This is a genomic window from Marichromatium sp. PS1, from assembly GCF_041155115.1.
GTDB lineage: Bacteria > Pseudomonadota > Gammaproteobacteria > Chromatiales > Chromatiaceae > Marichromatium > Marichromatium gracile.
In genome coordinates this window covers 761,884-785,310 of record NZ_BAAFHB010000002.1, presented here as the reverse complement: position 1 = coordinate 785,310, position 23,427 = coordinate 761,884, and the positions used below count along the sequence as shown (strand labels likewise).

Here is a 23,427-nt window from a genome sequence, read left to right as displayed (position 1 = left end):
CCCAGGGCTCAGTCGAGCACGCCGGCGGTCGCGAGCGCCGCATCGATCAGGTCGTCGAGACCGGGCCGGGCGCACTTGAACCCGGCCAGCCGCACCGCCCGCGCGCTCGCCTCCGCCAGCTCGAGCCCACGCAGCAGGCCGTCGATCACCCCGGCGTTGAGACAATCGCCCGCGCCCAGGCTGTCGACCACCCGCGCCAGCGGCCAGGCCGGATGATGACGCGGGGCGGCGCCGGGCACCCGGCTCCAGGCACCGCCCTCGCCCCAGCCGAGCACCCAGCAGGCCTGCGGCGCCAGCGGTGCCAAGGTCGCGAGCGCCCGCGCCGGCGTCTTGCCACCACCGGCGCGCGCATGATCGCGCCCGACCAGCACCAGGTCGGCCAGCGCGGCCAGCGACTCGATCCCGGGACGCGCTTTCTCCAGCTCGACCGAGATCCGCGCCCGCGGACGCAGTCGCCGCACCCGGCGCATCATCTCGGCGGTCTCGGCGGGGTTGCGGCCCTCGAAGTGCACCCAGTCGAACCCGTCGAGTCCGACGCGGGCGAAGCCTGCGGCATCGAGCTCGGGAAGATCGCGATGATGGACGATGGTGCGACTGCCGGAAGCACGGCTGAGGGTGACGTAGGAGGTCGGGGTGGCGGCCCCGGCGACCCGTTCCACCGCGGCGAGCGCGATCCCGCGCCGCGCCAGATCGGCGGCGATGAAGCGTCCCCCGGCATCGTCGGCCAGGGTACCGCTCCAGGCACAGCGCCACCCGAGCTGGGCCAGCACCGCCAGGGTATTGGTGGCATTGCCACCACGCGCCCGACGCTGCGCCAGGGCGCGCACCTCGGCATCCTCGGGCGGATAGTCGGCGACCTCGTTGATCAGATCGAGCGTGGCCACGCCGACGGCAAGCACCCGCGGACCGGGCTCAGGGGTCACGGGCGACCCGGAAACCGAGCATGTTGAGCTGGGTCCGCGGCGGGAAGTGCTGGCGCGCATAGGTGCGGATCGCCGTCGACGGCTGGCTGAAGGAGCCACCGCGGGCGACACGCTCGGTACAACCACCGTCGACCCGGGGACTGCCGTCGACGGGTGCATCCTGATAGCCGAAGACATAACAGTCGGCAACCCATTCCATGACATTACCGGCGGTATCGAACAGACCGAAGGGGTTGGCCCGCAGGCTGCCGATCGGGGCGCTGGAGCGTCGATCCCACTCGCTGCCGCAATCGAAACAAACCGCACGCCCCGGCTCCTTGCCGAACCCCCACCAGTAGGACCCCGTCCCGCCGGCGCGGGCGGCATACTCCCACTCGGCCTCGGAGGGCAGCCGGTAGCGATGACCGCTCGCGCGCGAGAGCCAGGCAACATAGGCGCTCGCATCCTCCCAGCTCACCCCGACCACCGGCCGGTCGCCACGCCCCCAACCGTAATCGTCCGGCAAGGGACGTCCGCTGGCGCGGGCGAAGCGATCGTAGTCGGCGAAGGTGACCTCGTAGGCGCCGATCAGGAAGGCGTCCACCCTCACCTGGTGCGCGGGCATGTGGTCGGTGCGGGCGAGCGAGTTGTAGCCCATGCGGAAGCTGCCCCCGGGCAGCTCCACCAGCTCGGGACCAAAGGCGCCGTCGGCCAACCGATCGCGCAGCAGCAGCGGCATCTGCTCGGCGCGCGGCGGCGCAGTGGCCGGGATCAAGGGGCGCGCGGTCACGGTCGGCGGCGGCGCGGGCGCTGCCGGGGACGATGTGGCCGGCTCCGGCGGCTCGGCCCAGATCAGCTCGGCCGGTCCATCGGAGAGCGACATCGCCGAGAACCAGACACGCAACTGCGGCAGGAAGACCGCGAGGCTGATCAGCACCAGCACCACCAGTACCAGACCGATGACCAGCCGTCCCTCGCGCTGCCCCCGTACGTACGCCAACGACGGCGACGGCGACGAGACCGGTGGGCGCGGCGGCGCCGCCGCACGGGCTGGGGCTGCACGGGGCGACGGCGGTGAGGCCGCAGCCGGGGGCGGCGAGAGTGGCGCACCATAGGCACGTTTCTGCAGCCAGGCCATCTCCTGACGCATGCGTTCGAGCTCACGCTGGGTCTCGCGCAGCGAGCTGTCGCGTTGCTCGAAGGCCTGCTGCAACCCGTCGAAGGCGAGATTGCGATCCTCGAGCAGGTCCTCGAGCCGCTGGCACTCGTCGGTGATCCGCGCCAGCGCCTGCTCCTTCACGCCCAGCGTCTGGCGCAACAGGGTCAGCTCCTGCTGCAGCGCCAGGCGCTCGGTCTCGGAGGCCACGCTGTCCTCGACGGCCTGCTCGCGCGCCACCAGGCGACGGTTGAGGCGGTCGATCTCGCGCGCAGCCTGCTCGCGCATCTGCTCGAGCGAGTCGCGCAGGGTCCGGGCCTCGCCGACACCGGTCTCCTCTGTTGGTTCGGACATGGTGAGTCGTCGTCGTTCTTGAGCGGCGCGCCCGCCAGCCACCAAGGGCCTTCGCGAACGCTATCGGACACCCATTGTCCGGGCACCCATCCGATTTTGCCAGGCGGGCGACGGAACCTCGCCCACGCGCGCCGGTCATCCTTTTCCGCTACTCTGAGCACCCGTGTCAACAACGAGCCTGTTTCAATCGATGTCCCCGGCCTTCAAGGAACACCCGCTGCGTCATTCGGTCACCGCCGAGCTGCACGCGCGCACCTTCGACCCGCTGCCTTCCCCTGCACGCGTCTTCCACCTTGCCGCGGTCTGTGGCGAGCGACGCAGCGGGGCCAATGCCGAGCACCTGCTGCGACTGCTCGATCATTTCGGCGTGCGTCGCCCCGAGCAGGTCGGGCAGTACTATGCGGTCGATCTCGGCGGCGGGCTGTGGCTGCGCTGGGAGCGCCATACCGAGTTCGTGACCTATACCTTCAGCCGTCACGAACGCTTCAACCACCCCTTCACCGACCCGCTGATCAACGAGCTGCCACAGGACTGGCTGCGCGAGATCCCGGGACAGGTGGTCACCGCCACCGCGCTGGCGCTGGAGTCGTGCGAGATGCCCGAGCGCGGCAGCAACGAGCTGCTGGCGCTGTTCGAGGGCAACCCCTTCATCGGCTCCGAGGTGGTCGGTGGTTCGAGCCGCGCCTGGTCGGACCTGCGCATCCACAGCGACGGCTATTCACGCATCCTGCTGCGTGACTGCGGGCTGTCGGAGAACCAGGCCGGGCGCCTGGCCAAGCGCATCCTCGAGGTCGATGCCTACCGCGCGATGGCGCTGCTCGGGCTGCCGGCGGCACGCGAGGCCACGCGCGCGCTGAGCGAGGCCGAGCGCCGCCTGGTGGCGCTGGCCGCGCGCATGACCGAGGGCAATGACCACGACCGCGGCGCCAGCGAGAGCGAACTGCTCGCCGAGCTCACCACCCTGGCCACCGAGATCGAGACCGTCGCCGCGCGCACCATCTATCGCTTCGAGGCCTCGCGCGCCTACTACCGCATCGTCCAGCAGCGGCTCGAACAGCTGCGTCAGCGTCGTATCGAAGGGCTGCAGACCTTCACCGAGTTCCTCGAGGCGCGGCTGGCCCCGGCGATCGCCACCTGCGACTCCACCCGCGAGCGGCAACAGGACCTGGCCAAGCGCGCCGCACGGCTGGCGAGCCTGCTGCGCGCGCGCGTCGAGGTCGACCTGCAGCACCAAAACCGCGGGCTGCTCGAATCGATGGACCGGCGCGCCCGGATCCAGCTCAGGCTGCAGGAGACGGTCGAGGGGCTGTCGGTGATCGCCATCGGCTACTACGGCGTCGGCCTGGTCGGCTATGCCCTCAAGGGTCTGGAGGCCCAGGGGCTGCTACCGATCGACGCGACCCTCGGCATGGGGCTCTCGGTGCCGATCGTGGTCGGTGCCGCCTGGCTCGGACTCAAGCGGATGAAGCGCCGGCTGCTCGACGGTCACCACTGAGCGGACGGGGCGCGACAGCGCTCAGTCCCCGCCCAGGGGACGCAGCGACAGGGTGCCGTCGCGCAGCACCACCTCCATGTGCTTGAGATAGGACATGCCGAGCAGCGCCTCCTCGCCCTGCATGTTGGGCAGCACCGTGGCCTTGACGTTGGTGACCGCCAACCCGCCGACGTCGACCCGTTCGAGGGTTGCGTGCCAGGTCGCCACGTTGCCGTTACCGGTCTTGCTGTAACCGCCGCTCCTCAGCCTCAGGCCGAGACGCTGGGCGAGCAGGTAGGGCATGGCGACATCAGCCGAGCCGGTATCGACGAGGAAGTCGACCGGATGGCCGTTGATCTGCCCGGTGGCGACGTACTGATCGACCTGGTTGGGCTCGAGCACCACCGCGGGCACGCCGTCGCTGCCGAGATAGGCGACCGGACGCGGATTGGGGTTATGGCGCTGGCCGAGCTGAGTCCCGACCAGGCCGACCAGGGTCAGCGCCGCGGCCAGCAGCAGCAACGAGCCGAAGCGACGGCGCAGCGACGGCGGCAGGGTGACGGGGCGGAGCGAAGGTTTCATCACGGGCATGTCCCTGGACGAACTGGGGAGAGGAGACGGCGGTCTCGCCGGTATCCGGGCCCGCCTGGGCGGACCCCGGCGACGTCTCGCGCGCGGCGGAGACGGCCGGAGTGTAACCCAGGCGAGGCGTGGCCACCCTCAGCGGTGATACTCGCCGCTGCGCTCGGGCTGATAGAGGACCTCCTCGATGCACACCCGCATCAGCGTGCCACCGGGACGCGGCCAGTCGATCTCGGCGCCCTCGGCGAGCCCGAGCAGCGCGCTGCCGACCGGCGCGAGGATGGAGACGGTGCCGCCCTCGGGGTCGACGTCCTTGGGATAGACCAGGGTCAGCACGAAGGTCTCGTCGGAGGACGAGACCCGCACCCGTACCCGGGAGTTCATGGTCACCACGTTTGCGGGCACCTGCTCCGAAGCGACGATCTCGGCGCGTTCGAGCTCCTCCTCGAGGTTGTCGCGTCCCGGGACGCCATCGGCAGGCAGGGTATCGAGCAATCGCTGCAGACGCTCGAAATCGGTTTCCGAAACGATCAGGGGTGGTTTCTGGCTCACGGTGTCATCTCGATGGAAAAGACCAGTCCGCGCCCCCTCATGGGGCGCTCGACATCAGGGATCGGGGCCGGCGCGCCAGGCGCGCGGCCCCGGATTTCTTGCAGCTCGCGCTGCCGGCGCCGGGCTCTCCAACCGACGCGCGAACGAACACGTCGCCACTGACGGCGACGCCTCGGCAACAGGGGGCGTAGGGGATCAGCCCGACGCAGGCCTCAGGGTCAGGGTCTCGCCGCGCTGGACGAGTTCGAGGCGCTCGAGAAAGCTCATCCCCAGCAGCACCTCGTCTCCCGGCATGTTCGGCAGTACGGCGGCGCGCACGTCATGGGCGACCAGACCTCCGAGCTCGACGCGCGCCAGCCGCGTGCGCCATACCCGCACCTCGCCGTTGGCGGTGCGGCTGATCCCACCGGGGCGCAACTCCAGGCCCAGGCGACGCGCCAGTGCCAGCGGCAGGGCGACATCGGTGGCGCCGGTGTCGACCAGAAATCGCACCGGCTCACCGTCGATCCGGCCATCGGCGACATAGTGCCCGGCGCGATTGCGCTCGAGCACCACGCTCGGCACCCCGTCGGGGGCGACGAACACCCGCGGCGGCGGTGCTCGATCGCGATCGAGCAGATCATCGAACAGCCACGCCAACAGCCCGAGCGCGACGACCCAGGCGGCCAGCAGCATCGCCCGACCGATCCGGTGGGGGAGTTCCTCGGGGCGTGACATCGATATCTGACGACCTGGGGTGCGGGAGTCCGGATTTCACGGGCGCCTGGCCGACCGCCCCCGGTCGTGACCGGCAACGCGGATGCGCGAGCGCGGACACGAGCCGAAGCGCGCCCAGCCACGGTGCGCGCAGGGGCTCTCACCCCCGGCCAGCGGGGCGGACAACCTGCACGATGCAGGTGACATCGCCCACTGACGCCGACACCACGGCGCCCATCTCGAATCGAGGGTGCCAAGCGGCGCGCCCAAAAGCAAGCGGGCCGCGACCGGCCACTGCACTATGCTGGACGCAGGACCGGCCGGACAGCCGTCGGGCCGGAATCGGCAACGCCGCCACGGAGATCCCGCCATGCCGCTGGAACCCCTGCATTACCGCATGATCGGCCAGGACGACTATGCCGTCGAGATCCGTATCGACGCCACTGGCGACTACCGCATCGAGAATGGCGACTACACCAGCCACGCCCCGCGCCGAGGCTGTCTCGACGAGACGCAGCGCGCGCGTCTGCAACGGCTGACGAGCGCCCTCGGCGCACCCGACGAACGTCCGGCGCCGACCGACACCTCGGGGTTCATCGTCGAGTTGAGCATCGGCGAGGGGGCGACCCAGCGACGCTACCGGGTCTGGGAGGGCGCGCTCGCCGAAGACCCCGAACTCGAGGCCCTGGTCCGCGCGCTCGAGGTGCTCTGAACCGAGCCTCGGGCGTTCAGCCGAAACAGCGCTCCAGCCCGATGCGCCAATCCTCGACGAAGGTCTCGATCGACTCGACGAACTCCGGCTCGGGGTCGTGCCGCGCGATGGTGCAGTGGATCATCACCGCACCGCCATCGATCGTCTCGGTCAGGGTCCAGGCCAGCGCATTGGGGCACTCCGGCAGGGCGAAGCGCACACCGCCACGAAGACACTCGCGACGCACCAGGAACTGCCCCCACAGACAGTAGAGCTCGCCCTCGCGCCATCATGCCAGAGCACCCGGTCGATGCTGGCGCAGCAGTCGGCGAGCTCGGCAATCCCGAGCCGTGACTGCAACGTCTGGGCCGCGAGCGCGACCCGCGCCAGGGCGAAACGCTCCATCCCCTAGTAACGCACGCAGCGCCCGCCGCGTCCCAGTGCCAGCCCCGGCGGACAGGGCTGCCCCTGATAGGGGCGCGGCCCATAGCGCGAGGGCGGCGGACGGCGCGAGGCGTTCTCGGCATCGATCAGATAGCCGCCGAGCGCGCCGGCACCGGCACCGATCAACGCACCCTTGCCGGCGTCGGCGCTCAACGAGCCGATCGCCGCACCGGTGGCCGCCCCCATCAGCGCGCCGCCGGTGGTGGCGCGCCCGGGTTGGGTGGCGCAACCGGCCGAGAGGAATGAAGCGAGCAGGCACAGCGCCGCTGCACCGAATCGGATGGACATGGGACAACACCTCACAGAAGGACGATCAACGACGCATGTGTCGTCGTTGCATCAGATGACGCAGCCGCGCCACCGTGGCCTGGTTGAAGCGCCCGGTGACCGCCAGCCCGTGATGACGCTGGAAACGCTTGATCGCCGAGCGGGTGGCCGGACCGTAGATCCCGTCCGCCGGGCCGGGGGCATAGCCGAGTTCCTGGAGCGCGATCTGGCCGCGCTGGACGTTGAAGGGCGCGGCGTGCAGCGGGGCGCTCAGCACCGCCAGACAGAGGATCGCGGAGATCAGGGCGAGACGTTTTGGAATACTGCGCATGGATTCCCTCGCGGTTCGGATGAACTGGATGGATGTATGCGTGGATCGAGTGACCCACCGGCATCGGCAGTCTAGCCGTCCCACCCCACCGATTGAAGCCGCCCTGAGCCAACCGCGCGTCCAGTGACGCGCGGTTGGCCCCTCAGCGCACCGCGCGTCTTACCTGGCCTTGCCGGTGAGCGAGCGCACCGTGCCAACCACGCGCGCCTGGAAATCACGCGCCCACTGCGGCTGCGGCCAGTTCCAGCCGATGACGATCCCAACGGCCAGGAGAAGCAGGACATACAACAACATGATGAAGACCTCCTCATCAACGAGATGCAAGAAAGTGGAACCAATACAACCATTCAGCAACCAGGGTTGTAGACCTGAGCCTAGCCCATAAGTGCCCGATTCGTTCCCGAGGCAGGCGCTCAAGCGATCGCCTGCAGATCGATACCGAGCGATTCCAGCAGCAGACCGGTGAGCGCGCCACCGAGCGCGCCGCCGAGCAGACCTGCCGGGACCTCGGCGAGAATCGCCTCGAAGGCCGCACCGGGCGCGACATGCAGCCCGGCGGTGGTACCGCCGACGATCCACACACTGGCGCCGACCACCGCGGCGATCAAGCCCGCCACCACTGGCGCCGACAGCCCGCCCGGCAGCCAGTCGGCGGCGTGCGCCAACCGACGCACCGAGAATTGATAGATCGAGCCGACCAGCGCCACGACCCCGGCGGCGAGCGTGAACATCCCGACCTCGATCCCGCTCAGCCCGAGGAGCAGCGCCAGCACCGTCCCGGCGAGCAGACCGGCGAGCAGACCGCTGAAGGTCTGCGCCAGGGGGCGGGCACCGCTGCTGATGGCCCAGGCATAGAAACCGCCGGCCAGCACCCCGGCGAGACCGGCAAGGCCGGCGATCAAGGGCAGCTCGACCTGATGCCCGGTGGCGATCAGATAGGCGATCGAGGCCAGCACCCCGGCCATGGCCCCGGCCAGGGCCACCGGCATGGCGCTGTAGAAGGCCGAGGTGGTGGTGGCGGCAATGGTGGCGGCGATCAGCAGCGGCAGCCAGCCCGCAATCCCCAACCCGACCAGCAATTGATACAGGCCCGCGAACAGCGCACCGAACAGCGCACCGGCGAACCCCCAGACGAACAGCCCCATGAAGATGGCCGCGACCTTGTCCCTATGTTGCATTGATGCTCTCTCGACAGCATGGATCCAGGCGGCCCGGCAGCGGTAGCGAACCCGATTGCCGCCCCATGGCATCAGTCTAGACTCGGCAAGGGCTGACGGCGCGCAAGCTCTTCTCTACACTGCGCCCCATTCCGGTCATTTCGATCCCAGCGACGTATGTCCCAGACCATCGCCAACGGCACCAGACGCAAGATCGACGGCGACACCCGGGTGCACTACGACGGGTACTGGATCAAGTACTACGAACCACCCGCCGACACCCTCGAGACCAAGCGCCAGCTGATCCAGGCGCTGACTCGCAGGCTGTTCAACCACGTCGAGCACGGCATCAACATCCCCGGCGCCCGGCTCGACGAGGCGCGCGCGGCCTATGCCGCCGAATGCCATCCGGAGCGCAAGCGGGTCAACGGCGCAATGCTCGCCGGCGCCCTGTTCAACCGCGCCGCCGACATCTTCAGCTGTCTCGTCGAGCTCCAGGCCACCGGGGTGGAGATCGGCCCCGACAACAGCCTGATGCGCGAGTGCGGACAGTATCTGCTCGAGGCGCTCGAACTCGGCAAGATCGTCCGTCATCGCGGCGGCGACGAGGGGATCGACGAACTCTGGGGCGAGCCCTTCAAGGCCTTCTCGATGCCGATCGCCGCCTTCTACGAGAGCCGCTATGTCAAGATTGCCATGACCATGCGCGACATCGACCGCATCGCCGGGGCGATCAAGGATGGCTTCGCCGCCAGTCGTCAGCTCCCCAAGATCGCCGCGCCGGTCGATGCCCTGGCCGAGACGGCCAAGCGCAAGTGCGAGATCCTGCGCACCGACCCGACCATCTTCGACGTCTGGCCCGCCTTCGCCGTCGCCAGCGACCGACTCTGCGAACTCGAGCCCCAGCTCCCGACGAATGCCGGCACCCTGGCCATCCGCGAGGCGCTCGAGGGATCGCGGCTGCTGTGCGAAGGGGCCGAGCTGGTCCGCTTCATCGTCCGCGCCCGCGTGCCCATGCCCAAGAGCACGCGCGAGTACATCGAGCGCTGCGCCCAGTTCCGCCAGACCTTCTTCGGCCCGACCGCCGACGAACGCCAGAGCCCGCCCACCATCCGCTGACCCCGACCCGGAACCACCCCGCCATGCTCGTCTATCTCCACGGCCTCAACAGCTCCAGCCGCTCGTTCAAGGCCGGTTTCCTGCGCGAACACCTCGCCCCCCACCCGGTGCGGGCGATCGACTACCCGGCCCATCGCCCCGATGCCGCAATCGCCACCCTCGAGCGCTTCTTCGCCGGGCTCGACCATCCCTCCCCGGCGGTCGTCGGCAGCTCGATGGGGGGCTTCTATGGTCAGTATCTGGCGCGCCGCTTCCGCTTCTCGCACCTCTATCTGATCAACCCCGCGCTCACCCCCTGGGCCTTCTTCGACGACTATGCCGGCCAGACCCTGACCACCGCAGACGGCGAGCGCTATCAGGTCAGTCGCGAGCAGACCGAACAGACCCGGCGCTATGCCGTCGAGCAGCCCTGCGACGGGGTCCCGACCACGGTCTTCCTCGACCGCGGCGACGAGGTCATCGACCATCGCATCGCCGAACGTCTCTATGGCGAGTGCGGCGCCGGCGCCCGGGTGCGGGTCTGGGACGGCGGCGATCACGCCTTCCAGCACCTCGACGAAGCGGTGGCGCTGATCCGCGCCCAGCTCGACGCCGACGCCTGAGCCGGGCGCCGGCGCGCTCAGTGCGCCTCGACCAGCTGGCCGACGATACGCAGTCCGGCGATATAGGTGCCGAGGGCCGAACCGAGCGAGCTGAGCAGGAACACCAGGAACACCCGCGCCACCCGGTTACGCCACCAGCCGCGCAGCGAGGCGACGTCGTCGCGCAGCCGGCTGAAGTCGCCGACGCTCGGCTTGCGCACCGACAACTCCACCGCGCCGGCGACCATGCCGGCGCCGATGGTCGGGTTGAGCGAGGTCAGCGGCGCGGCGACGAAGGCCGAGAGCACGGTCAGCGGGTGCGCGACGGCGACCAGGGCGCCGAGCGCCGAGAGCCCGCCGTTGATCACCACCCAGCTCACCACCAGTTCCCAGCCGAGTTCCGGGCTCATCGCGAAGCCATAGCCGAAGCCGGCGAGGATCAGCGCCACCAGCACCCAGGGCAGGCGACGCGGCCAGGGGTTGGGAGGCGGCAACCGCTCAAGCTCGGCGGTCACCTGGTCGGGCGACTCGTCCTCCTCGGCCAGACAGCGCCCGATGCCGCGCAGGTGGCCGACACCGATCACCGCCAGCACCCGCTTGGCACCGGTGCGCTCGGCCTCGCGCCGCAGCTTGGCGGCCATGTAGCGATCGCGCTCCTCGATCAGCGGCTGGTAGAGATCGCGACGATCGGCGGCGAACTCGGCGAAGGTGGTCTCGAGCACATCGCCCTCCTTGAGCCGCTCGACCTCCTCCTCGGTGACCTGCTCGGAGGTCACCATCGCCGCGAGCAGCCCGGTGAACAGGGTATAGCGCCGCCACCAACCGAGATTGGCCGAGATCCGCCGCAGCGTCGTCCCGATCTCGCGGTCGATCAGCAGCACCGGCAGTTCGCGCTCATCGGCCAGACGCAGCGCCATGCGCTGCTCGGCGCCGGGCTCGATGCCGAACTGATCGGCGAGACGCTGCTGATAGGCCGAGAGCGCGAGATTGGCGACCACCATGTAGACCCGGTTCTGGCGGATCACCGAGAACAGGTCCATCCGTGACAGCGACTTGGGGTCGATCACCGCCTTGTAACGGCTGCGACAGAGTTCAACCGCAACGGCATCGTAGTCGCCGCTGCGAATCAGTCGACGCACCTGCTCGGCGCTCACCCGCGAGACGTGGGCGGTGCCGAGCAGGGTGTAGTGGACCCCGTCTCGGACGATTTCGTGATTGGGTTCAGCGATCTCGGGCATCAGGGGTTCACCGCGGACAGCAACAGAAAAGGACACCGCAGCCCCGTTCCTGGAGGACAGCGGCACGGAATCAGGCTCATTCGGTTCATGGCCGCGGACGTTGGCAGCCGCGGGTCGAGTCCCGCCGAACCAGGGTGCGCTCGGCGAACCGACGAACAAACGCGGCGAGCGGCGCGGACAGCGGCGACACATCCCGGTGTCGATGAGGGCCGGCATCATACCCCCCCGGTCGCGGATTGGTCGAACGCGCCCGATGGCTTATCATCGCTCGACGGTGCAGCACAGGAACCCCGGAGCCCACATGCAGCCTCGCTCATCGACCCCAGGTTTCGTCTCGCTGGTCCTCGCCGCCGTCGTGCTGGCGCTGCTCGCCGGCGGTTGCGCCACGGTCGAGAGGGACAAGCGCAACAACAGCCTGCAGGCGGCCACCTACCGCTATCACACCGCCATCCGCTGGAGCTATTTCGATACCGCTTACGGCATGCTCGACCCCGAGCTGCGCGCCGAGGCGCCGATGCCCGATCTCTCCGGCGTCCGCGTCACCGGCTACGAAGTGATACGCCCGCTCAACCTGCCCGATGAGGACACCGCCAACCAGCTGGTGCTCATCGACTACCTGCACGAGGACACCCAGGTGCTGCGCCAGGTCAGCGACGCCCAGACCTGGCGCTGGGATGCCGAGCGTGAGACCTGGTGGCTGCACACCGGGCTGCCGCAGTTCGAGCTGCCGGCAGCGCGCGAGCGATGAGCGAGGAGATCGGCTTCAGCTCGGCAGCCCGGCTGCTGCTGGTCGCCGGCGCCTTCGTGGTGGTCATCGCCGGGATGCAGGCGGCCTCGTCGCTGATCGCCCCCTTCCTGCTCGCGGTGTTCATCGCGGTGATCGCCAGCCCGCCGCTCGGCTATCTGCGCCGCCGCGGCCTGCCCAACGGGCTGGCGCTGGTGGCGGTGATGCTCGGGCTGGTCGGGGTCGGCAGCATCGCCGGGGTGCTGGTGGCAGGCTCTCTCGGCGGCTTCGAGGCGAGCCTGCCGGAGTACCAGGAGCGGCTCAAGCAGCTCACCGGCGAACTGGTCGGCTGGCTCGACGGCATCGGTATCCACACCTCGCGCGAGGCGCTACAGACCTATATCGACCCGGCGCGCGCGCTCGGCTTCGCCGGCGAGCTGATCTCCGGGCTGAGCGGCGCGCTGACCAATACCTTCCTGATCCTGCTCACCGTGGTCTTCATCCTGCTCGAGGCCACCAACCTGCCGGCCAAGCTCACCCTCGCGCTCAAGACCCCGGAGGCCTCGATCGCGCGGCTCAAGCACGTGCTCGACAGCGTCAATCACTACATGGGGCTGAAGACCGTCACCAGCCTCGGCACCGGCTTCGCGGTCTGGGTGTGGCTGGCGATCCTCGGGGTGGACTTCGCGGTGTTGTGGGCGGCGGTGGCCTTCCTGCTCAACTTCGTGCCGACCATCGGCTCGATCCTCGCCGCGATCCCGGCGGTGCTGCTGGCGCTGGTCCAGCTCGACCTGCAGAGCGCGCTGCTGGTGGCGCTCGGCTATGTGTCCATCAACACCCTGGTCGGCAACATCCTCGAGCCCCGGATCATGGGCCGCGGACTCGGGCTCTCGACCCTGGTGGTGTTCGTCTCACTGGTGTTCTGGGGCTGGGTGCTGGGGCCGGTCGGCATGTTCCTCTCGGTGCCGCTGACGATGTCGCTGAAGATCGCGCTCGACGCCACCCCGCAGACCCGACCGATCGCGATCCTGCTCGGCCCCGAGGTCACCACCGGCGACACCCGCGAGGCGCACGCAGAATGAGGACCGGTCAATCGTCGCAACGCCATTGGCGCGCACAGCGCCACTCGGTCTCCACCAGCGCCGTCAAGCGCTCGACCGAACGCTGCTGCGACGCCGTCAGCCCGTGCCCCAGACGCCGCAGCGCTGGCAGCCCGGCGCGCGCCTCGGCGACGCGGGCCGCGGCGAGATCGGCGCGGATCTCGACCATCAGGGCATGCAGCGCGCGCAGCTGCGCGGCATCGGCGGGCGCGCCCGGATCACCGCCGCCGCAGCCGGACAACAGCACGGCGAGCAGCAACGGCCAGCAGCGCCGGAGCGGCGCCATCACGGGAATCGGGGGATGAGCGAGGAGCTGTTGGCGATCCTGCTGCTCGCCGCGCTCGCCGGGCTTTGGGCCGATGGTCTGCGCGCCCGCGAGCGGGCACTTGTCCTGTGCGATCGCGGCTGCGCCCAGCGCGACCTGCAGCTGCTCGACCAGACGGTCGCGCTGCGCCGGATCGGATTGAGCTGGGGCGCCGGCGGGGTGCGACTGCGCCGGGTCTATCGCTTCGAGTTCAGCGAGGAAGGGACCGGACGGCGCAGCGGCTATCTGGTGTTGCGCGGGATCGCGCTGGAGGAGCTGAGCTTCGGCCTGCCGGCGCGCAGCGAGGACGCCTGAACGCAAGTCGCGTTACTTGACGACCTTGAGGGTCGGGCCGCCCTTGCTCCTGGCCGGACGCGACGGCGCCTCATCGCGCGCACCCTCGCCACTCTCGACCGGACGCAGTGTCGGACCGCTCTCGACCGGGAGCTCGTCGTCGAGCAGCAGGTCCTCCTCGGGGGCATCGGGCTCCGGGAACACCATGCCCTGACCGTTCTCGCGGGTGAAGATGCCGATCACCGCCTCGGCCGGGATCAGCAGATCGCGGGCAACGCCACCGAAACGGGCGTTGAACTCGATCCACTCGTTGCCGATCAGCAGGTTACGGGTTGCCGAGGGCGAGATGTTGAGCACCAGGCGGCCATCCTCGGCGAACTCCGTGGGGACACGCATGCCCGGGTAGCTGACGTCGACGACCAGGTGCGGGGTCATGTCGTTGTCGAGGATCCACTCGTGGATGGCGCGGATCAGATAGGGTTTGGTCGAGGTCATCATAGCGGTCTGGTGTTGGAGGTCTGGGCGATCCGGGAAGGCCTGGATCGGCGGCGCCTGACGCACGGAATGGTGTTCCGGCACACCGCACACGGCACTCACCGGCCAAGCCCGGACGAGACGCTCAGTGTAGCGACGCGCCCGGACCGCCTACAAGAGTAGCAGCCGCCGCCATGCCGGGGCGACTCGGGGACCGACGGTCGGCTCAGCCCGCTAGGCGGCCATTTCCTTCTCGGCGTCGCTGAGGCTCTGACGGAAGGCGTCGGTGGAGAAGATCCGCTTCATGTAGGCGCGGATCGGCGCGCACTGCGCCGGGAGCTCGATGCCGAGACGCGGCAGACGCCACAGCAGCGGTGCCACGCAGCAGTCGACGATGGAGAACTCCTCGCTCATGAAGTAGGGATGGGCACCGAACACCGGGGCGGTCACGATCAGGCTCTCGAGCAGCTCCTTGCGAGCCTGCGCCGCTTCCTTCTGATCGCCCATGGCGATGCGCCGCATCAGCGCGTACCAGTCGCGGTCGATGCGATACATGAACAGACGCGCATTGGCCCGCGAGACCGGATCGACCGGCAGCAGCGGCGGATGCGGGAAACGTTCGTCGAGATACTCCATGATGATCTGCGACTCGTAGAGGCGCAGGTCACGATCGACCAGGGTCGGGACCGTACCATAGGGGTTGAAGTCCATGACCTCGTCGGGCAGATCGTGGGCGTCGACGTCGACCACGTCAACGCTGATTCCCTTCTCGGCGAGAACCATTCTCACCCGATGGCAATAAGGACAAACAGGATCCGAATATAGCGTCATCACAGCTCGTCTGCTCGCAGCCACTGCCATTCTTCCCTTCTCCAGCGCGTCGGCTGAGCCCGGCAGGGCTCCAAAGAGTCAAGACCGCCAGCCTACCCTGGCAGCGGCACCACCAGCCTCGCGCGAAAACCGCGCCATGCGCGCGCATCTACGCGACACCGTCATGTCGAGCCCGCACGCCTTGGCCATGCCTGGAGGGCGGACACCAACCCGGAGAGTATACTCTGACCCGGCTTTCACCGGGGTGTTTTTTCACCCACACCCCCTCGACAAGGCACCCCGGACATGCTAGGCCGACCCAAACGACGAGGCCCGTCACTCGCTAGAGTGACGGGCCTCGAGGGTCGCAGAGTTCAGCCTCGTGCGACCGGGCTCCACGAGTCAGCGACTAGTGGATGTCCTTCCAGTACTCCTTCTTCAGGAAGTAGGCGATGAGGAAGAACACGCCGAGGAACAGCAGGACATAGAGCCCCAGACGCTGACGCTCGAGCTTCATCGGCTCCCCGGCATAGGTCAGGAAGGCGGTGATGTCGCGCACCATGGTGTCGTACTCCTCGGTGGAGAGCGTGCCCTCCTCGACCAGCTCGACACCGACCGCGATCGCCTCGCCGCCGTCATGCGACTCGGACATCACCGGCTGCTGCACACCCTGCAGGCCGCCGAGCACGTGGGGCATGCCGACCAGCGGGAAGAGCACGTTGTTGACGCCGTAAGGACGGGTGTCGTCGACGTAGAAGCTCTTCAGGTAGGTGTAGACCCAGTCGGGCGAACGCCAGCGCGTCACCAGGGTGAGGTCCGGGATCGCGGTGCCGAACCACTTCTCGCCGTCATCGGGACGCATCGAGTTGGTCATCAGGTCGCCCGGCTTGGCGTCACCGAAGATCAGGTTCTCGCGCAGCGAGATCTCGTCGATGCCCAGGTCCTCGGCCATGCGGTTGTAGCGCATGTACTGCAGCGAGTGACACCCCATGCAGTAGTTGACGAAGTACTTGGCACCGCGCTGCAGCGAGGCCTTGTCGTGCAGATCGATGTCGGCGTCTTCCAGATGCGCGCCCCCACCCGAGGCCAGCAGCGTGACCGGCGAGAGCAGCAGCAGGGTGGCGATGATCAGTTTTCTCATGAGGTCACCCTCTCAGGAACGGGCTTGGTCTTGTCCAGCGAGCTGTAGATCGGCATCAGCAGGAAGAAGGCGAAGTACAGCACCGTGAAGATCTGCGACAGCAACGTGGAGAGATCGGAGGCCGGGCGCATGCCGAGCCATGCCAGCACCACGAAGGTCACCGCGAAGATACCCAGGGCAGCCTTGAAGATCGGACCCTTGTAGCGGATCGACTTGACCGGGCTGCGGTCGAGCCAGGGCAGCAGGAACATGATCAGGATGGCGCCGAACATCACCACCACGCCGGGGAACTGCGAACCCCACATCGGCGGCACTGCGCGCAGCATCGCGTAGTAGGGGGTGAAGTACCACACCGGAGCGATGTGCGCCGGGGTCTGCAGCGGGTTGGCCGGCTGGAAGTTCGGCGCTTCCAGGAACAGCCCGCCCATGGTCGGGGCATAGAACACCACCAGCGAGAACAGCGCGAGGAAGATGGCAACGCCGACCAGATCCTTGACCGTGTAGTAGGGGTGGAAGGGGATGCCGTCGGCCGGGGCGTTCTTGTCCCAGCGGTTGCCCTTGGGGCCCTTCTTGATCTCGATGCCGTCCGGGTTGCTGGAGCCGACGTGATGCAGCGCGACGATGTGCAGGAACACCAGCGCGGCGAGCACGAAGGGCAGCAGGAAGTGGAAGGCGAAGAAGCGGTTGAGGGTGGCGTCGGAGATCACATAGTCACCACGCACCCAGACCGAGAGGTCCTCGCCGATGCCGGGCACGGCGGCGAACAGGTTGACGATGACCTGCGCGCCCCAATAGGACATCTGGCCCCAGGGCAGCAGATAACCGAAGAAGGCGGTCGCCATCATCACCAGGTAGAGCACCAGGCCGATCATCCACAGCAGCTCGCGCGGCTTGCGGTAGGACCCCCACATCAGCCCGCGGAACATGTGCAGGTAGATGAGGATGAAGAAGGCCGAGGCACCGGTGGAGTGCATGTAACGAATCAGCCAGCCCCAGTCGACATCACGCATGATGTACTCGATCGAGGCAAAGGCCTCGGTCGCGGCAGGCTTGTAGCTCATTGCCAGCCAGATGCCGGTGAGGATCTGGATCACCAGGGTGAGCAGCGCCAGCGAGCCGAAGATGGACCAGAAGCCCATGTTCTTCGGCGCATAGTACTCGGCGACGTGCGCGCGCCAGGTCTTGGCCAGCGGGAAGCGCTGGTTCAGCCAGTCGAGGTTTTCAGTCTTTTCCGCACTCATCAGGCAGCTCCTCCATCCTCACCGATCAGGATGGTGGTGTCGTTGAGGTAGGTGTGCTTGGGGATGACCAGGTTGGTCGGGGCCGGCACACCCTTGAAGACGCGTGCCGCGAGGTCGAAGCGCGAGCCGTGGCAGGGACAGTGGAAGCCACCCTTCCAGTCGGCGCCGAGATCTTCCGGGGCGAACTCGGGGCGGTAGGTCGGCGAGCAGCCGAGGTGGGTACAGATGCCGATGGCGACCAGATACTCGGGCTTGATCGAGCGGGTCGGGTTCTGGCAGTACTCGGGCTGCTGCGGCACTTCGGAGCCCGGATCGACCAGCTTGGGATCGTTGCTCGCCAGTGCCTCGAGCATCTTCGGCGTGCGGTGCACCACCCACACCGGCTTGCCGCGCCACTTGACGCGCAGCAGTGCACCGGGCTCAAGCTTGCTGACATCGGCCTCGACCGGCGCACCCGCGGCCCGGGCGCGCGCGCTCGGGTTCATGGATGAGACGAACGGGACGAGAGCGAAGCCGGCACCGACGGCACCGACCGCGCTGGTCGCAGCGACGAGTACTCGTCGCCTCAGTTTGTTCACGCCTTGCGCGCTCATAGGCTAGCTACCCCCGACTGGTGCGGAGGCTGCCGACGGCATTCAGGCAGACACCACACGCAGATTGGACGAAAGGTTTAGATGGAAGATAAGAATATGACGATTGGCTACAGAACCGACCGCGCATTTTCCTTGATCTTGACGCGACGGGTCAAGAAAAACTCGGAAAAAGCACCATTTTACCACATTAACCACACCAGGCACTCAGGCCGGGTTGGCGATCTCAATGAATTGATGGCGCAATCCGAAGTGTTCGGCGACCCGTGTACCGAGCGCCTGGACACCATAACGCTCGGTCGCATGATGTCCCGCAGCCAGGTACGAGAGCCCGAGTTCGCGAGCCAGATGGGTGGTCTGCTCCGAGATCTCTCCGCTCAGAAACAGATCGACCCCCAAGTCGGCCGCCAGTTCAATGTGGCCCTGCCCTCCGCCGCTGCACCAAGCCACGCGCTCGACCGCTCGAGCGTGCTCGCCGACCAGTAACGGCACACGCCCGAGGCGCTCGGCCACCTGCGCGGCGACGGCCTCGGGGGCCTGCGCCGCGGCCAGTCGACCGGTCCACAGCAAGCCACCGCCAACGGACGCCGGCGCCGCGTCGAGGATGCCGAGTTCACGCCCCAGGGTGGCATTGTTGCCCACCTCGGGATGGGCATCGAGCGGCAGATGATAGGCGATCAGGCTCATCCCCGCCTTGAGCAGCGTCCTTGCACGTCGCCCCTTGATCCCGGTCAGGCAGGGCGGCTCGTTCTTCCAGAACCAACCGTGATGGACCAGGATGGCGTCGGCATCGAGGTCGCAGGCGGCCTCGATCAACGCTGCACTGGCGGTCACCCCGCTCACCAGGAGAGCGATCTCGCGCTCCCCCTCGGCCTGCAAACCATTGGGACAGTAGTCGGCAAAGGCCGACGCATCGAGCAACTGATCGCAGAAAGCGACCAGTTCGTGCGGCTGGCACATGACGCTTACCTCTGAGAGTCGATCCTGAGACGGCGCGCATCGGCATCATCCACGCGCAACGCGATCCCGACAGCCGGCAGGCCACCTGTCGGACGATCCTGTCACAGACTGACAGGCACGCTCGCGGGAAGGCCTCGTGGCGTCGCTGAAACGAACGCCCCGGGAACGGCAGGGACAAGGGACCCGCAAACCATAACATCCATCGGTTAGCTTCGGCGTATTTTTTGCTCTTCTACTCGCTGATCCGGCGCGTTAGCATGCCGGGGACAGGCGCCGACCGACGGCACACGAAAAGAGCATGATGATTGCTTTGATCGTCGCGGCAGCTCACAACAACATGCTGGAGACCCGGCACCGGATGCCGTGGGCCGACAGCGCACTAGTCCGGTAGCGATGCACGCACAGGTTCCCCGCTCCCCCACCGAGCACGTCGCCCCACGCTTCAGCGGTGGCTATCGCAAGCTCAACACCCTCACCGGCCTGGTGCTCAACATCCTGGTGGGCACCCTGTTGCTGATCTGCACCGCACCACTGTTCGTGCTGATCCCGATCGCGATCAAGCTCGCCGACGGCGGTCCGGTGTTCTACTCCAGCATCCGCCTGGGACGTCACAAGCGCCCCTTCGCGATGTACAAGTTCCGCACCCTCAAGCCCGATGCCGACCGCATCATCGGCGCCACCCTGCTCGGACGCGGACAGCGGCTCGAGACCCCGATCGGGCACTTCCTGCGCGAGACCCGGATCGACGAGCTGCCGCAGCTCATCAACGTCATCAAGGGCGACATGGACCTGATCGGACCACGCCCGGAACGCCCGGAGATCTACGAGCGTCTGTGTCGCGACATCCCCGGCTACGACCTGCGCTTCCAGACCCGCCCCGGGTTGATCGGCTACGCCCAGCTGTTCACCCCGCACGGCAGTCCCAAGCGTATCCGCTCGCTGATCGACAGCTTCTACCTGATCCGCAACCAGCGCATCGGCAACGACCTGCAACTGCTGGCCTATGCGCTGTGGGCGCTCGGCCTGAGGTTCCTGCGTACCCTGCTCGCCGCGCTACGGCAACGACTGCGGCGCAAGCGCGTACGCGACGAACGGCGCCTCCGCGAACGCATCGCACCGGACAACGGTCGGGTGTGGCTCGAAAGCAACGAGGAGCACGCCTGTGCCTGCACGCTCGTCGATCTCAACGACGAGGCCGTGCTGATCCGCTGCCCGCCCGGGCACCAGCCCCCGCCCCAGCCCGTGCGGCTGCGACTCGAGCGCCAGGCCAGTCACCCCGGCGGCAGCGTGAAAAAGCGCCGGATCGTGCGGTGCGAGGCCCAGCTGACCATGCAGCGCCCCAGCCCCGGACTGGAGGGCTATCATGACTATGTGCTGCAGATCCGACCGGCGACACCTTTGAACGCCTTCAAGCTCCAAAAATACTTCCTGCTCTCCAGCCTCTGTTAAATTGGGGCATCGACCTCCAGTCGAGTCCGGCAGGTCCCCCACTGCGGTCCACGGACAGCAGACGCACTTCTTGGAGATGGACGCATCCATGACACCCCCGCATTCACCGTTGAGCGTTGACTCCATCACCCCTGACGAACGCTCATCGTCCAGCGCAGACAGGGCGCGACCCTCGCCCCAGGACGGACCCGAGACGAACGCCCCGACCACGGAAGCACCCGGCGCACAGCGGCCATCGGCCCCGGCGAGCGAGGACGGCGGGCGCGCCGCGGAGGGCCTGGACGTCCCCCGCCAGGACAGCCTCACCGCCACCCCGACATCAACGCTGGTCGAGGAGCGCGCAGCCACGAGCACGCCGATGGCGCCGGCAAGCGAGACGATCGCCCCCCCCGCGACGCCTGTCGAGTCCGCGCCCAGCCCCTCGCCCCACGTCCAGCCCGGTCGACTCTACCTGGCCACCCGCACACTGCCCCAGCCGGTCGATGACCCGCGCCCGTGGTATCTCTTCGTCGCCATCGACCAGGCCACCCGCTGGCTGTTCGTGCGCGTCACCCACGAGCTCAGCCCGGCCGCGACCCGCGCCTTTCTCAAGACACTGCTCAAGACCTGTCCGATCCTGGTGCGCGAGCTGATCACCATCACCCCGTCCGACCAGACCGACGGCGGGGCCATGCTGCCCGACACCGAGGCGCTCGCCCAGCTGTGCGAGAGCCTCGACATCGCCCATCATCAGGAGACCGCCGAGCCGGTCAGCGCGACGACCCTGCTGCACGGCTTCGATACCCTGCTCGAGGCGCGTCTCGACGGCGCCGAGGAGAGGCTCGAGGCCCAGCCGCTCAAACGGGCACTGCGCCAGGCGGCGCGTGACTACAACCATCATCAGCCCCAACCGATCCTCGGCGCCCACACCCCGATCGAGGCGCTCGGCAAGTGGTACGCCGAGTCCCCGGACTACTTCGTCGCCCATCAGCAGCGGCTCTCGGCCTCCACCCTCGCACACACCGAGCACACCAGGGCCGAGGACCACGACGCACCGCCGTCACGACCGCCGGACACGCCGGCCTCGAACACGCCGGCGCCGGACAACACCCAGGCACTCGACCCGCTCCAGCTTGCACGCACCCTCAACCGCAACACGGCCGCCTCGTGCCTGATCCGGCTGCGCCAGCAGCCACCGCTCGGCTCGCTGCTGGTGAGCAGCTGCAACGACGGCGCCGGCAAGACCACGGTGACGCTGCAACTGGCCTATGCCGGGGTCCAGGACATCGGCCTGCGAGTGCTGCTGGTCGACGCCAACCCCACTCACCCACACCTGGCGAGCCTGTTCGAGACCGACGAGGGCCCCGGGCTGTGCGAGTTCTGCGCCGGGCGGGCCCAGACCGACGAGGTCATCCGCCCCACCGACACCCCGGGGCTCGACCTGGTCACCCTGGGACTCCATCAGCGTGACATGCTGGTACGCCAGGACCCGCAGCGCCTGCGCGCCCGTCTCGACGCATTGCGCGGCGCCGGCGCCGAGCGCTACGATCTGCTGCTGATCGACGGACCCAGCAGCCTCGGCGAGCAAGACCTGACCATCGGCGCCACCGCCTTCGACGGCGTGATCCTGGTGATCGAGAGCGAGCGCACCCGCTGGGAGGTGATGCAGTACACCCAGGATCGGCTGCAATCGGCCGGGGCGCGGCTGCTCGGCGCGGTGCTGAACAAGCGCAAGTACTACATCCCCAGGGGGCTGTATGCCTGAGTCCAGATCCCGATCCCGGCCGACGCCGGCCTTGCCGGTCCTCGTCCTCGCGTTGCTGATGCTGCTCGTCGGTTGCGCCCAGCAGCAGACCGTACTCGAGGTCGACGAGGAGGTCGTGGTCGCGCGTCAGTCCTTCTCCTTCACCGAGGGCGAGAAGTTCGACCTGATGCCGAAGTACACCGTCTCGCCCGGCGACACCCTCGACGTGCTGTTCCAGATCCGCACCTGGCTGGAGAAGGACACCTTCAACATCTCGGTCGATCACACCGTCGCGGTCAAGTTCATCTACACCCCCGAGCTCAACGAGGAGCAGCTGGTCCGCCCCAACGGCATGATCAGCCTGCCCTACATCGGCGAGTACTATGTCGTCGGCAAGACCCCGAAGCAGGTCGAGCAGGAGCTCAAAAAGGCCTATGCCGGCATCCTCAAGGACCCCGAGATCTACGTCCAGGTGCCCGAGTTCCAGTCCGCCATCAAGGAGCTCAAGCGCGATCTGCACACCGCCCCGCGCGGACTCAGCCGTCTGGTCACGGTTCGCCCCGACGGCTATGTCACCTTCCCGATGGTCGGCGAGGTGATGGCCGCCGGGCGCACCATCGAGGCGCTCAACACCGAGCTCAATCGCGATTACGAACAGCTGATCTCCGGGCTGCACGTCGACCTCTTCCTCGAGCGACACTCAGGCTCGCTGGTCTATGTGCTCGGCGCGGTCAACGAGCCGGGCGCCTTCACCATCGTCAAGCCGATCTCGGTGGCGCAGGCGCTGGCGCTGGCCGGCAGCTACAACGATGATGCCCAGCTCGACTCGGTGATCGTCGCCCGTCATCATCAGGGCAAGGTGATCGCCACCCGTATCGATCTCAGCCGCTCCGGCGCGCTCGGCGGGCGCAAGCCGATGTTCTATCTGATGCCCGACGATCTGGTGTTCGTGCCGCGCACCCGCATCAGCGAGGCCGCGCAGATCGCCCGACAGGTGAGCGAGGCGCTGATGTTCCGTGGCTGGCACATCACCGTCGAGAGCGTCTCGATCGACGAACTCTGACCAGGACAAG

At 68.0% G+C, this 23,427-nt stretch carries 26 protein-coding genes and 2 pseudogenes; 10 read left to right on the top strand and 18 right to left on the bottom strand.

The genetic code is table 11. The features are described 5' to 3' along the window. Positions 1–8: 8 nt before the first annotated feature. Together ACAM26_RS04805 and ACAM26_RS04800 are read right to left on the bottom strand one after the other, a co-directional pair. On the bottom strand, positions 9–923 hold the full coding sequence (locus tag ACAM26_RS04805; protein ID WP_223806948.1) for a PfkB family carbohydrate kinase: 915 nt from the start codon (positions 921–923) through the stop codon (positions 9–11). Next, a complete protein-coding gene (locus ACAM26_RS04800; protein WP_369613207.1) occupies positions 913–2,412 on the bottom strand; it encodes an SUMF1/EgtB/PvdO family nonheme iron enzyme in 1,500 nt (499 codons plus the stop codon). Before ACAM26_RS04800 ends, ACAM26_RS04805 begins: the two co-directional genes overlap by 11 nt. A gap of 190 nt (positions 2,413–2,602) precedes the next feature. Here ACAM26_RS04800 and ACAM26_RS04795 point away from each other — a divergent pair, with 190 nt between their 5' ends. Further along, the gene (locus tag ACAM26_RS04795) at positions 2,603–3,907 is read left to right on the top strand and encodes a DUF3422 family protein (RefSeq protein ID WP_123139556.1); all 1,305 of its coding nucleotides are present in this window, start codon (positions 2,603–2,605) and stop codon (positions 3,905–3,907) included. Between the two features lie 21 nt (positions 3,908–3,928). Here ACAM26_RS04795 and ACAM26_RS04790 read toward each other — a convergent pair whose 3' ends face one another. The 3 genes from ACAM26_RS04790 to ACAM26_RS04780 all read right to left on the bottom strand — a co-directional run bounded on the left by ACAM26_RS04790 (position 3,929) and on the right by ACAM26_RS04780 (position 5,737). Then, complete coding sequence (locus ACAM26_RS04790) at positions 3,929–4,468, bottom strand: TIGR02281 family clan AA aspartic protease (protein ID WP_123139557.1); 540 nt, start codon at positions 4,466–4,468, stop codon at positions 3,929–3,931. 138 nt (positions 4,469–4,606) lie between these two features. After that, complete coding sequence (gene rnk, locus ACAM26_RS04785; protein WP_062273124.1) at positions 4,607–5,020, bottom strand: nucleoside diphosphate kinase regulator; 414 nt, start codon at positions 5,018–5,020, stop codon at positions 4,607–4,609. Positions 5,021–5,215: 195 nt separating this feature from the next. Then, complete coding sequence (locus ACAM26_RS04780; protein WP_369613206.1) at positions 5,216–5,737, bottom strand: TIGR02281 family clan AA aspartic protease; 522 nt, start codon at positions 5,735–5,737, stop codon at positions 5,216–5,218. 349 nt (positions 5,738–6,086) lie between these two features. On the opposite strand from ACAM26_RS04780, the gene ACAM26_RS04775 reads away from it, so the two are divergent. Further along, positions 6,087–6,428 (top strand): hypothetical protein, encoded by a 342-nt coding sequence (locus ACAM26_RS04775; protein ID WP_123143409.1) that lies wholly within the window; start codon positions 6,087–6,089, stop codon positions 6,426–6,428. 16 nt (positions 6,429–6,444) lie between these two features. Here the strand turns inward: ACAM26_RS04775 and ACAM26_RS04770 are convergent. From ACAM26_RS04770 to ACAM26_RS04750, 5 genes and pseudogenes are all read right to left on the bottom strand, one after another. Further along, positions 6,445–6,812: pseudogene (locus ACAM26_RS04770) on the bottom strand (hypothetical protein). A gap of 3 nt (positions 6,813–6,815) precedes the next feature. Then, positions 6,816–7,046, bottom strand: a pseudogene (locus ACAM26_RS04765) (glycine zipper domain-containing protein); the annotation flags it as partial. Positions 7,047–7,164: 118 nt separating this feature from the next. Further along, positions 7,165–7,449, bottom strand: coding sequence for a peptidoglycan-binding domain-containing protein (locus tag ACAM26_RS04760; RefSeq protein WP_123143411.1), 285 nt, complete (start codon positions 7,447–7,449; stop codon positions 7,165–7,167). Positions 7,450–7,608: 159 nt separating this feature from the next. Next, entirely contained in the window at positions 7,609–7,743 is a 135-nt protein-coding gene (locus tag ACAM26_RS04755) for a hypothetical protein (protein ID WP_369613205.1), read from the bottom strand. A 119-nt stretch (positions 7,744–7,862) separates the two neighbouring features. Then, a complete protein-coding gene (locus ACAM26_RS04750) occupies positions 7,863–8,627 on the bottom strand; it encodes a spermidine synthase (RefSeq protein ID WP_369613204.1) in 765 nt (254 codons plus the stop codon). Positions 8,628–8,783: 156 nt separating this feature from the next. On the opposite strand from ACAM26_RS04750, the gene ACAM26_RS04745 reads away from it, so the two are divergent. Together ACAM26_RS04745 and ACAM26_RS04740 are read left to right on the top strand one after the other, a co-directional pair. Further along, positions 8,784–9,725: a hypothetical protein gene (locus tag ACAM26_RS04745; RefSeq protein WP_369613203.1), complete on the top strand. Its 942-nt coding sequence runs from the start codon at positions 8,784–8,786 to the stop codon at positions 9,723–9,725. Positions 9,726–9,748: 23 nt separating this feature from the next. Beyond that, complete coding sequence (locus ACAM26_RS04740; protein WP_123139565.1) at positions 9,749–10,327, top strand: YqiA/YcfP family alpha/beta fold hydrolase; 579 nt, start codon at positions 9,749–9,751, stop codon at positions 10,325–10,327. A 17-nt stretch (positions 10,328–10,344) separates the two neighbouring features. Here the strand turns inward: ACAM26_RS04740 and ACAM26_RS04735 are convergent, their stop codons facing one another. After that, on the bottom strand, positions 10,345–11,544 hold the full coding sequence (locus ACAM26_RS04735) for a TraB/GumN family protein (RefSeq protein ID WP_369613202.1): 1,200 nt from the start codon (positions 11,542–11,544) through the stop codon (positions 10,345–10,347). Between the two features lie 301 nt (positions 11,545–11,845). Between ACAM26_RS04735 and ACAM26_RS04730 the strand changes: the two genes are divergently transcribed. Then, on the top strand, positions 11,846–12,292 hold the full coding sequence (locus tag ACAM26_RS04730; protein ID WP_123139567.1) for a hypothetical protein: 447 nt from the start codon (positions 11,846–11,848) through the stop codon (positions 12,290–12,292). Continuing rightward, on the top strand, positions 12,289–13,350 hold the full coding sequence (locus tag ACAM26_RS04725; RefSeq protein WP_123139568.1) for an AI-2E family transporter: 1,062 nt from the start codon (positions 12,289–12,291) through the stop codon (positions 13,348–13,350). Before ACAM26_RS04730 ends, ACAM26_RS04725 begins: the two co-directional genes overlap by 4 nt. Before the next feature lie 7 nt (positions 13,351–13,357). On the opposite strand, the gene ACAM26_RS04720 is transcribed toward ACAM26_RS04725, so the two are convergent. Further along, a complete protein-coding gene (locus ACAM26_RS04720; RefSeq protein ID WP_123143414.1) occupies positions 13,358–13,654 on the bottom strand; it encodes a hypothetical protein in 297 nt (98 codons plus the stop codon). Positions 13,655–13,669: 15 nt separating this feature from the next. Here ACAM26_RS04720 and ACAM26_RS04715 point away from each other — a divergent pair, with 15 nt between their 5' ends. Further along, positions 13,670–13,987, top strand: coding sequence for a DUF3301 domain-containing protein (locus ACAM26_RS04715; protein WP_123139570.1), 318 nt, complete (start codon positions 13,670–13,672; stop codon positions 13,985–13,987). Between the two features lie 12 nt (positions 13,988–13,999). On the opposite strand, the gene ACAM26_RS04710 is transcribed toward ACAM26_RS04715, so the two are convergent. The 6 genes from ACAM26_RS04710 to ACAM26_RS04685 all read right to left on the bottom strand — a co-directional run bounded on the left by ACAM26_RS04710 (position 14,000) and on the right by ACAM26_RS04685 (position 19,182). Continuing rightward, complete coding sequence (locus ACAM26_RS04710) at positions 14,000–14,461, bottom strand: ClpXP protease specificity-enhancing factor (protein ID WP_123139604.1); 462 nt, start codon at positions 14,459–14,461, stop codon at positions 14,000–14,002. 213 nt (positions 14,462–14,674) lie between these two features. Continuing rightward, positions 14,675–15,301, bottom strand: a complete 627-nt coding sequence (gene sspA / locus ACAM26_RS04705; protein ID WP_025275053.1) for a stringent starvation protein SspA — start codon at positions 15,299–15,301, stop codon at positions 14,675–14,677. Positions 15,302–15,659: 358 nt separating this feature from the next. Beyond that, positions 15,660–16,391: a cytochrome c1 gene (locus ACAM26_RS04700; protein ID WP_132228964.1), complete on the bottom strand. Its 732-nt coding sequence runs from the start codon at positions 16,389–16,391 to the stop codon at positions 15,660–15,662. Next, positions 16,388–17,632 carry a cytochrome b N-terminal domain-containing protein gene (locus ACAM26_RS04695; RefSeq protein WP_123139572.1) on the bottom strand — a complete coding sequence of 415 codons (1,245 nt, stop codon included), beginning with the start codon at positions 17,630–17,632 and terminating at the stop codon, positions 16,388–16,390. The genes ACAM26_RS04700 and ACAM26_RS04695 overlap by 4 nt, the downstream gene beginning before the upstream one ends. After that, positions 17,632–18,225, bottom strand: a complete 594-nt coding sequence (gene petA, locus ACAM26_RS04690) for a ubiquinol-cytochrome c reductase iron-sulfur subunit (RefSeq protein ID WP_123139573.1) — start codon at positions 18,223–18,225, stop codon at positions 17,632–17,634. Before petA ends, ACAM26_RS04695 begins: the two co-directional genes overlap by 1 nt. 204 nt (positions 18,226–18,429) lie before the next feature. Then, positions 18,430–19,182: a Nif3-like dinuclear metal center hexameric protein gene (locus ACAM26_RS04685; protein WP_123139574.1), complete on the bottom strand. Its 753-nt coding sequence runs from the start codon at positions 19,180–19,182 to the stop codon at positions 18,430–18,432. A gap of 393 nt (positions 19,183–19,575) precedes the next feature. On the opposite strand from ACAM26_RS04685, the gene ACAM26_RS04680 reads away from it, so the two are divergent. From ACAM26_RS04680 to ACAM26_RS04670, 3 genes are all read left to right on the top strand, one after another. Next, positions 19,576–20,631 (top strand): sugar transferase, encoded by a 1,056-nt coding sequence (locus ACAM26_RS04680; RefSeq protein ID WP_369613201.1) that lies wholly within the window; start codon positions 19,576–19,578, stop codon positions 20,629–20,631. Positions 20,632–20,989: 358 nt separating this feature from the next. Continuing rightward, the gene (locus ACAM26_RS04675) at positions 20,990–22,375 is read left to right on the top strand and encodes a P-loop NTPase (protein ID WP_369613200.1); all 1,386 of its coding nucleotides are present in this window, start codon (positions 20,990–20,992) and stop codon (positions 22,373–22,375) included. 31 nt (positions 22,376–22,406) lie between these two features. Further along, complete coding sequence (locus ACAM26_RS04670) at positions 22,407–23,417, top strand: polysaccharide biosynthesis/export family protein (RefSeq protein ID WP_223806148.1); 1,011 nt, start codon at positions 22,407–22,409, stop codon at positions 23,415–23,417. Positions 23,418–23,427 lie beyond the last annotated feature (10 nt).

Bases quoted from the DNA above. Each gene is read 5' to 3' on its own strand.
- ACAM26_RS04725 (WP_123139568.1), top strand. From the start codon at position 12,289: ATGAGCGAGGAGATCGGCTTCAGCTCGGCAGCCCGGCTGCTGCTGGTC.
- ACAM26_RS04710 (WP_123139604.1), bottom strand. From the start codon at position 14,461: ATGACCTCGACCAAACCCTATCTGATCCGCGCCATCCACGAGTGGATC.
- ACAM26_RS04760 (WP_123143411.1), bottom strand. From the start codon at position 7,449: ATGCGCAGTATTCCAAAACGTCTCGCCCTGATCTCCGCGATCCTCTGT.
- ACAM26_RS04780 (WP_369613206.1), bottom strand. From the start codon at position 5,737: ATGTCACGCCCCGAGGAACTCCCCCACCGGATCGGTCGGGCGATGCTG.
- ACAM26_RS04720 (WP_123143414.1), bottom strand. From the start codon at position 13,654: ATGGCGCCGCTCCGGCGCTGCTGGCCGTTGCTGCTCGCCGTGCTGTTG.
- ACAM26_RS04700 (WP_132228964.1), bottom strand. From the start codon at position 16,391: ATGAGAAAACTGATCATCGCCACCCTGCTGCTGCTCTCGCCGGTCACG.
- ACAM26_RS04755 (WP_369613205.1), bottom strand. From the start codon at position 7,743: ATGTTGTTGTATGTCCTGCTTCTCCTGGCCGTTGGGATCGTCATCGGC.
- ACAM26_RS04740 (WP_123139565.1), top strand. From the start codon at position 9,749: ATGCTCGTCTATCTCCACGGCCTCAACAGCTCCAGCCGCTCGTTCAAG.
- ACAM26_RS04680 (WP_369613201.1), top strand. From the start codon at position 19,576: ATGCACGCACAGGTTCCCCGCTCCCCCACCGAGCACGTCGCCCCACGC.
- ACAM26_RS04675 (WP_369613200.1), top strand. From the start codon at position 20,990: ATGGCGCCGGCAAGCGAGACGATCGCCCCCCCCGCGACGCCTGTCGAG.
- ACAM26_RS04735 (WP_369613202.1), bottom strand. From the start codon at position 11,544: ATGCCCGAGATCGCTGAACCCAATCACGAAATCGTCCGAGACGGGGTC.
- ACAM26_RS04750 (WP_369613204.1), bottom strand. From the start codon at position 8,627: ATGCAACATAGGGACAAGGTCGCGGCCATCTTCATGGGGCTGTTCGTC.
- ACAM26_RS04800 (WP_369613207.1), bottom strand. From the start codon at position 2,412: ATGTCCGAACCAACAGAGGAGACCGGTGTCGGCGAGGCCCGGACCCTG.
- ACAM26_RS04775 (WP_123143409.1), top strand. From the start codon at position 6,087: ATGCCGCTGGAACCCCTGCATTACCGCATGATCGGCCAGGACGACTAT.
- ACAM26_RS04685 (WP_123139574.1), bottom strand. From the start codon at position 19,182: ATGTGCCAGCCGCACGAACTGGTCGCTTTCTGCGATCAGTTGCTCGAT.
- ACAM26_RS04790 (WP_123139557.1), bottom strand. From the start codon at position 4,468: ATGAAACCTTCGCTCCGCCCCGTCACCCTGCCGCCGTCGCTGCGCCGT.
- petA (WP_123139573.1), bottom strand. From the start codon at position 18,225: ATGAGCGCGCAAGGCGTGAACAAACTGAGGCGACGAGTACTCGTCGCT.
- sspA (WP_025275053.1), bottom strand. From the start codon at position 15,301: ATGGCAGTGGCTGCGAGCAGACGAGCTGTGATGACGCTATATTCGGAT.
- ACAM26_RS04695 (WP_123139572.1), bottom strand. From the start codon at position 17,632: ATGAGTGCGGAAAAGACTGAAAACCTCGACTGGCTGAACCAGCGCTTC.
- ACAM26_RS04715 (WP_123139570.1), top strand. From the start codon at position 13,670: ATGAGCGAGGAGCTGTTGGCGATCCTGCTGCTCGCCGCGCTCGCCGGG.
- ACAM26_RS04795 (WP_123139556.1), top strand. From the start codon at position 2,603: ATGTCCCCGGCCTTCAAGGAACACCCGCTGCGTCATTCGGTCACCGCC.
- ACAM26_RS04745 (WP_369613203.1), top strand. From the start codon at position 8,784: ATGTCCCAGACCATCGCCAACGGCACCAGACGCAAGATCGACGGCGAC.
- ACAM26_RS04730 (WP_123139567.1), top strand. From the start codon at position 11,846: ATGCAGCCTCGCTCATCGACCCCAGGTTTCGTCTCGCTGGTCCTCGCC.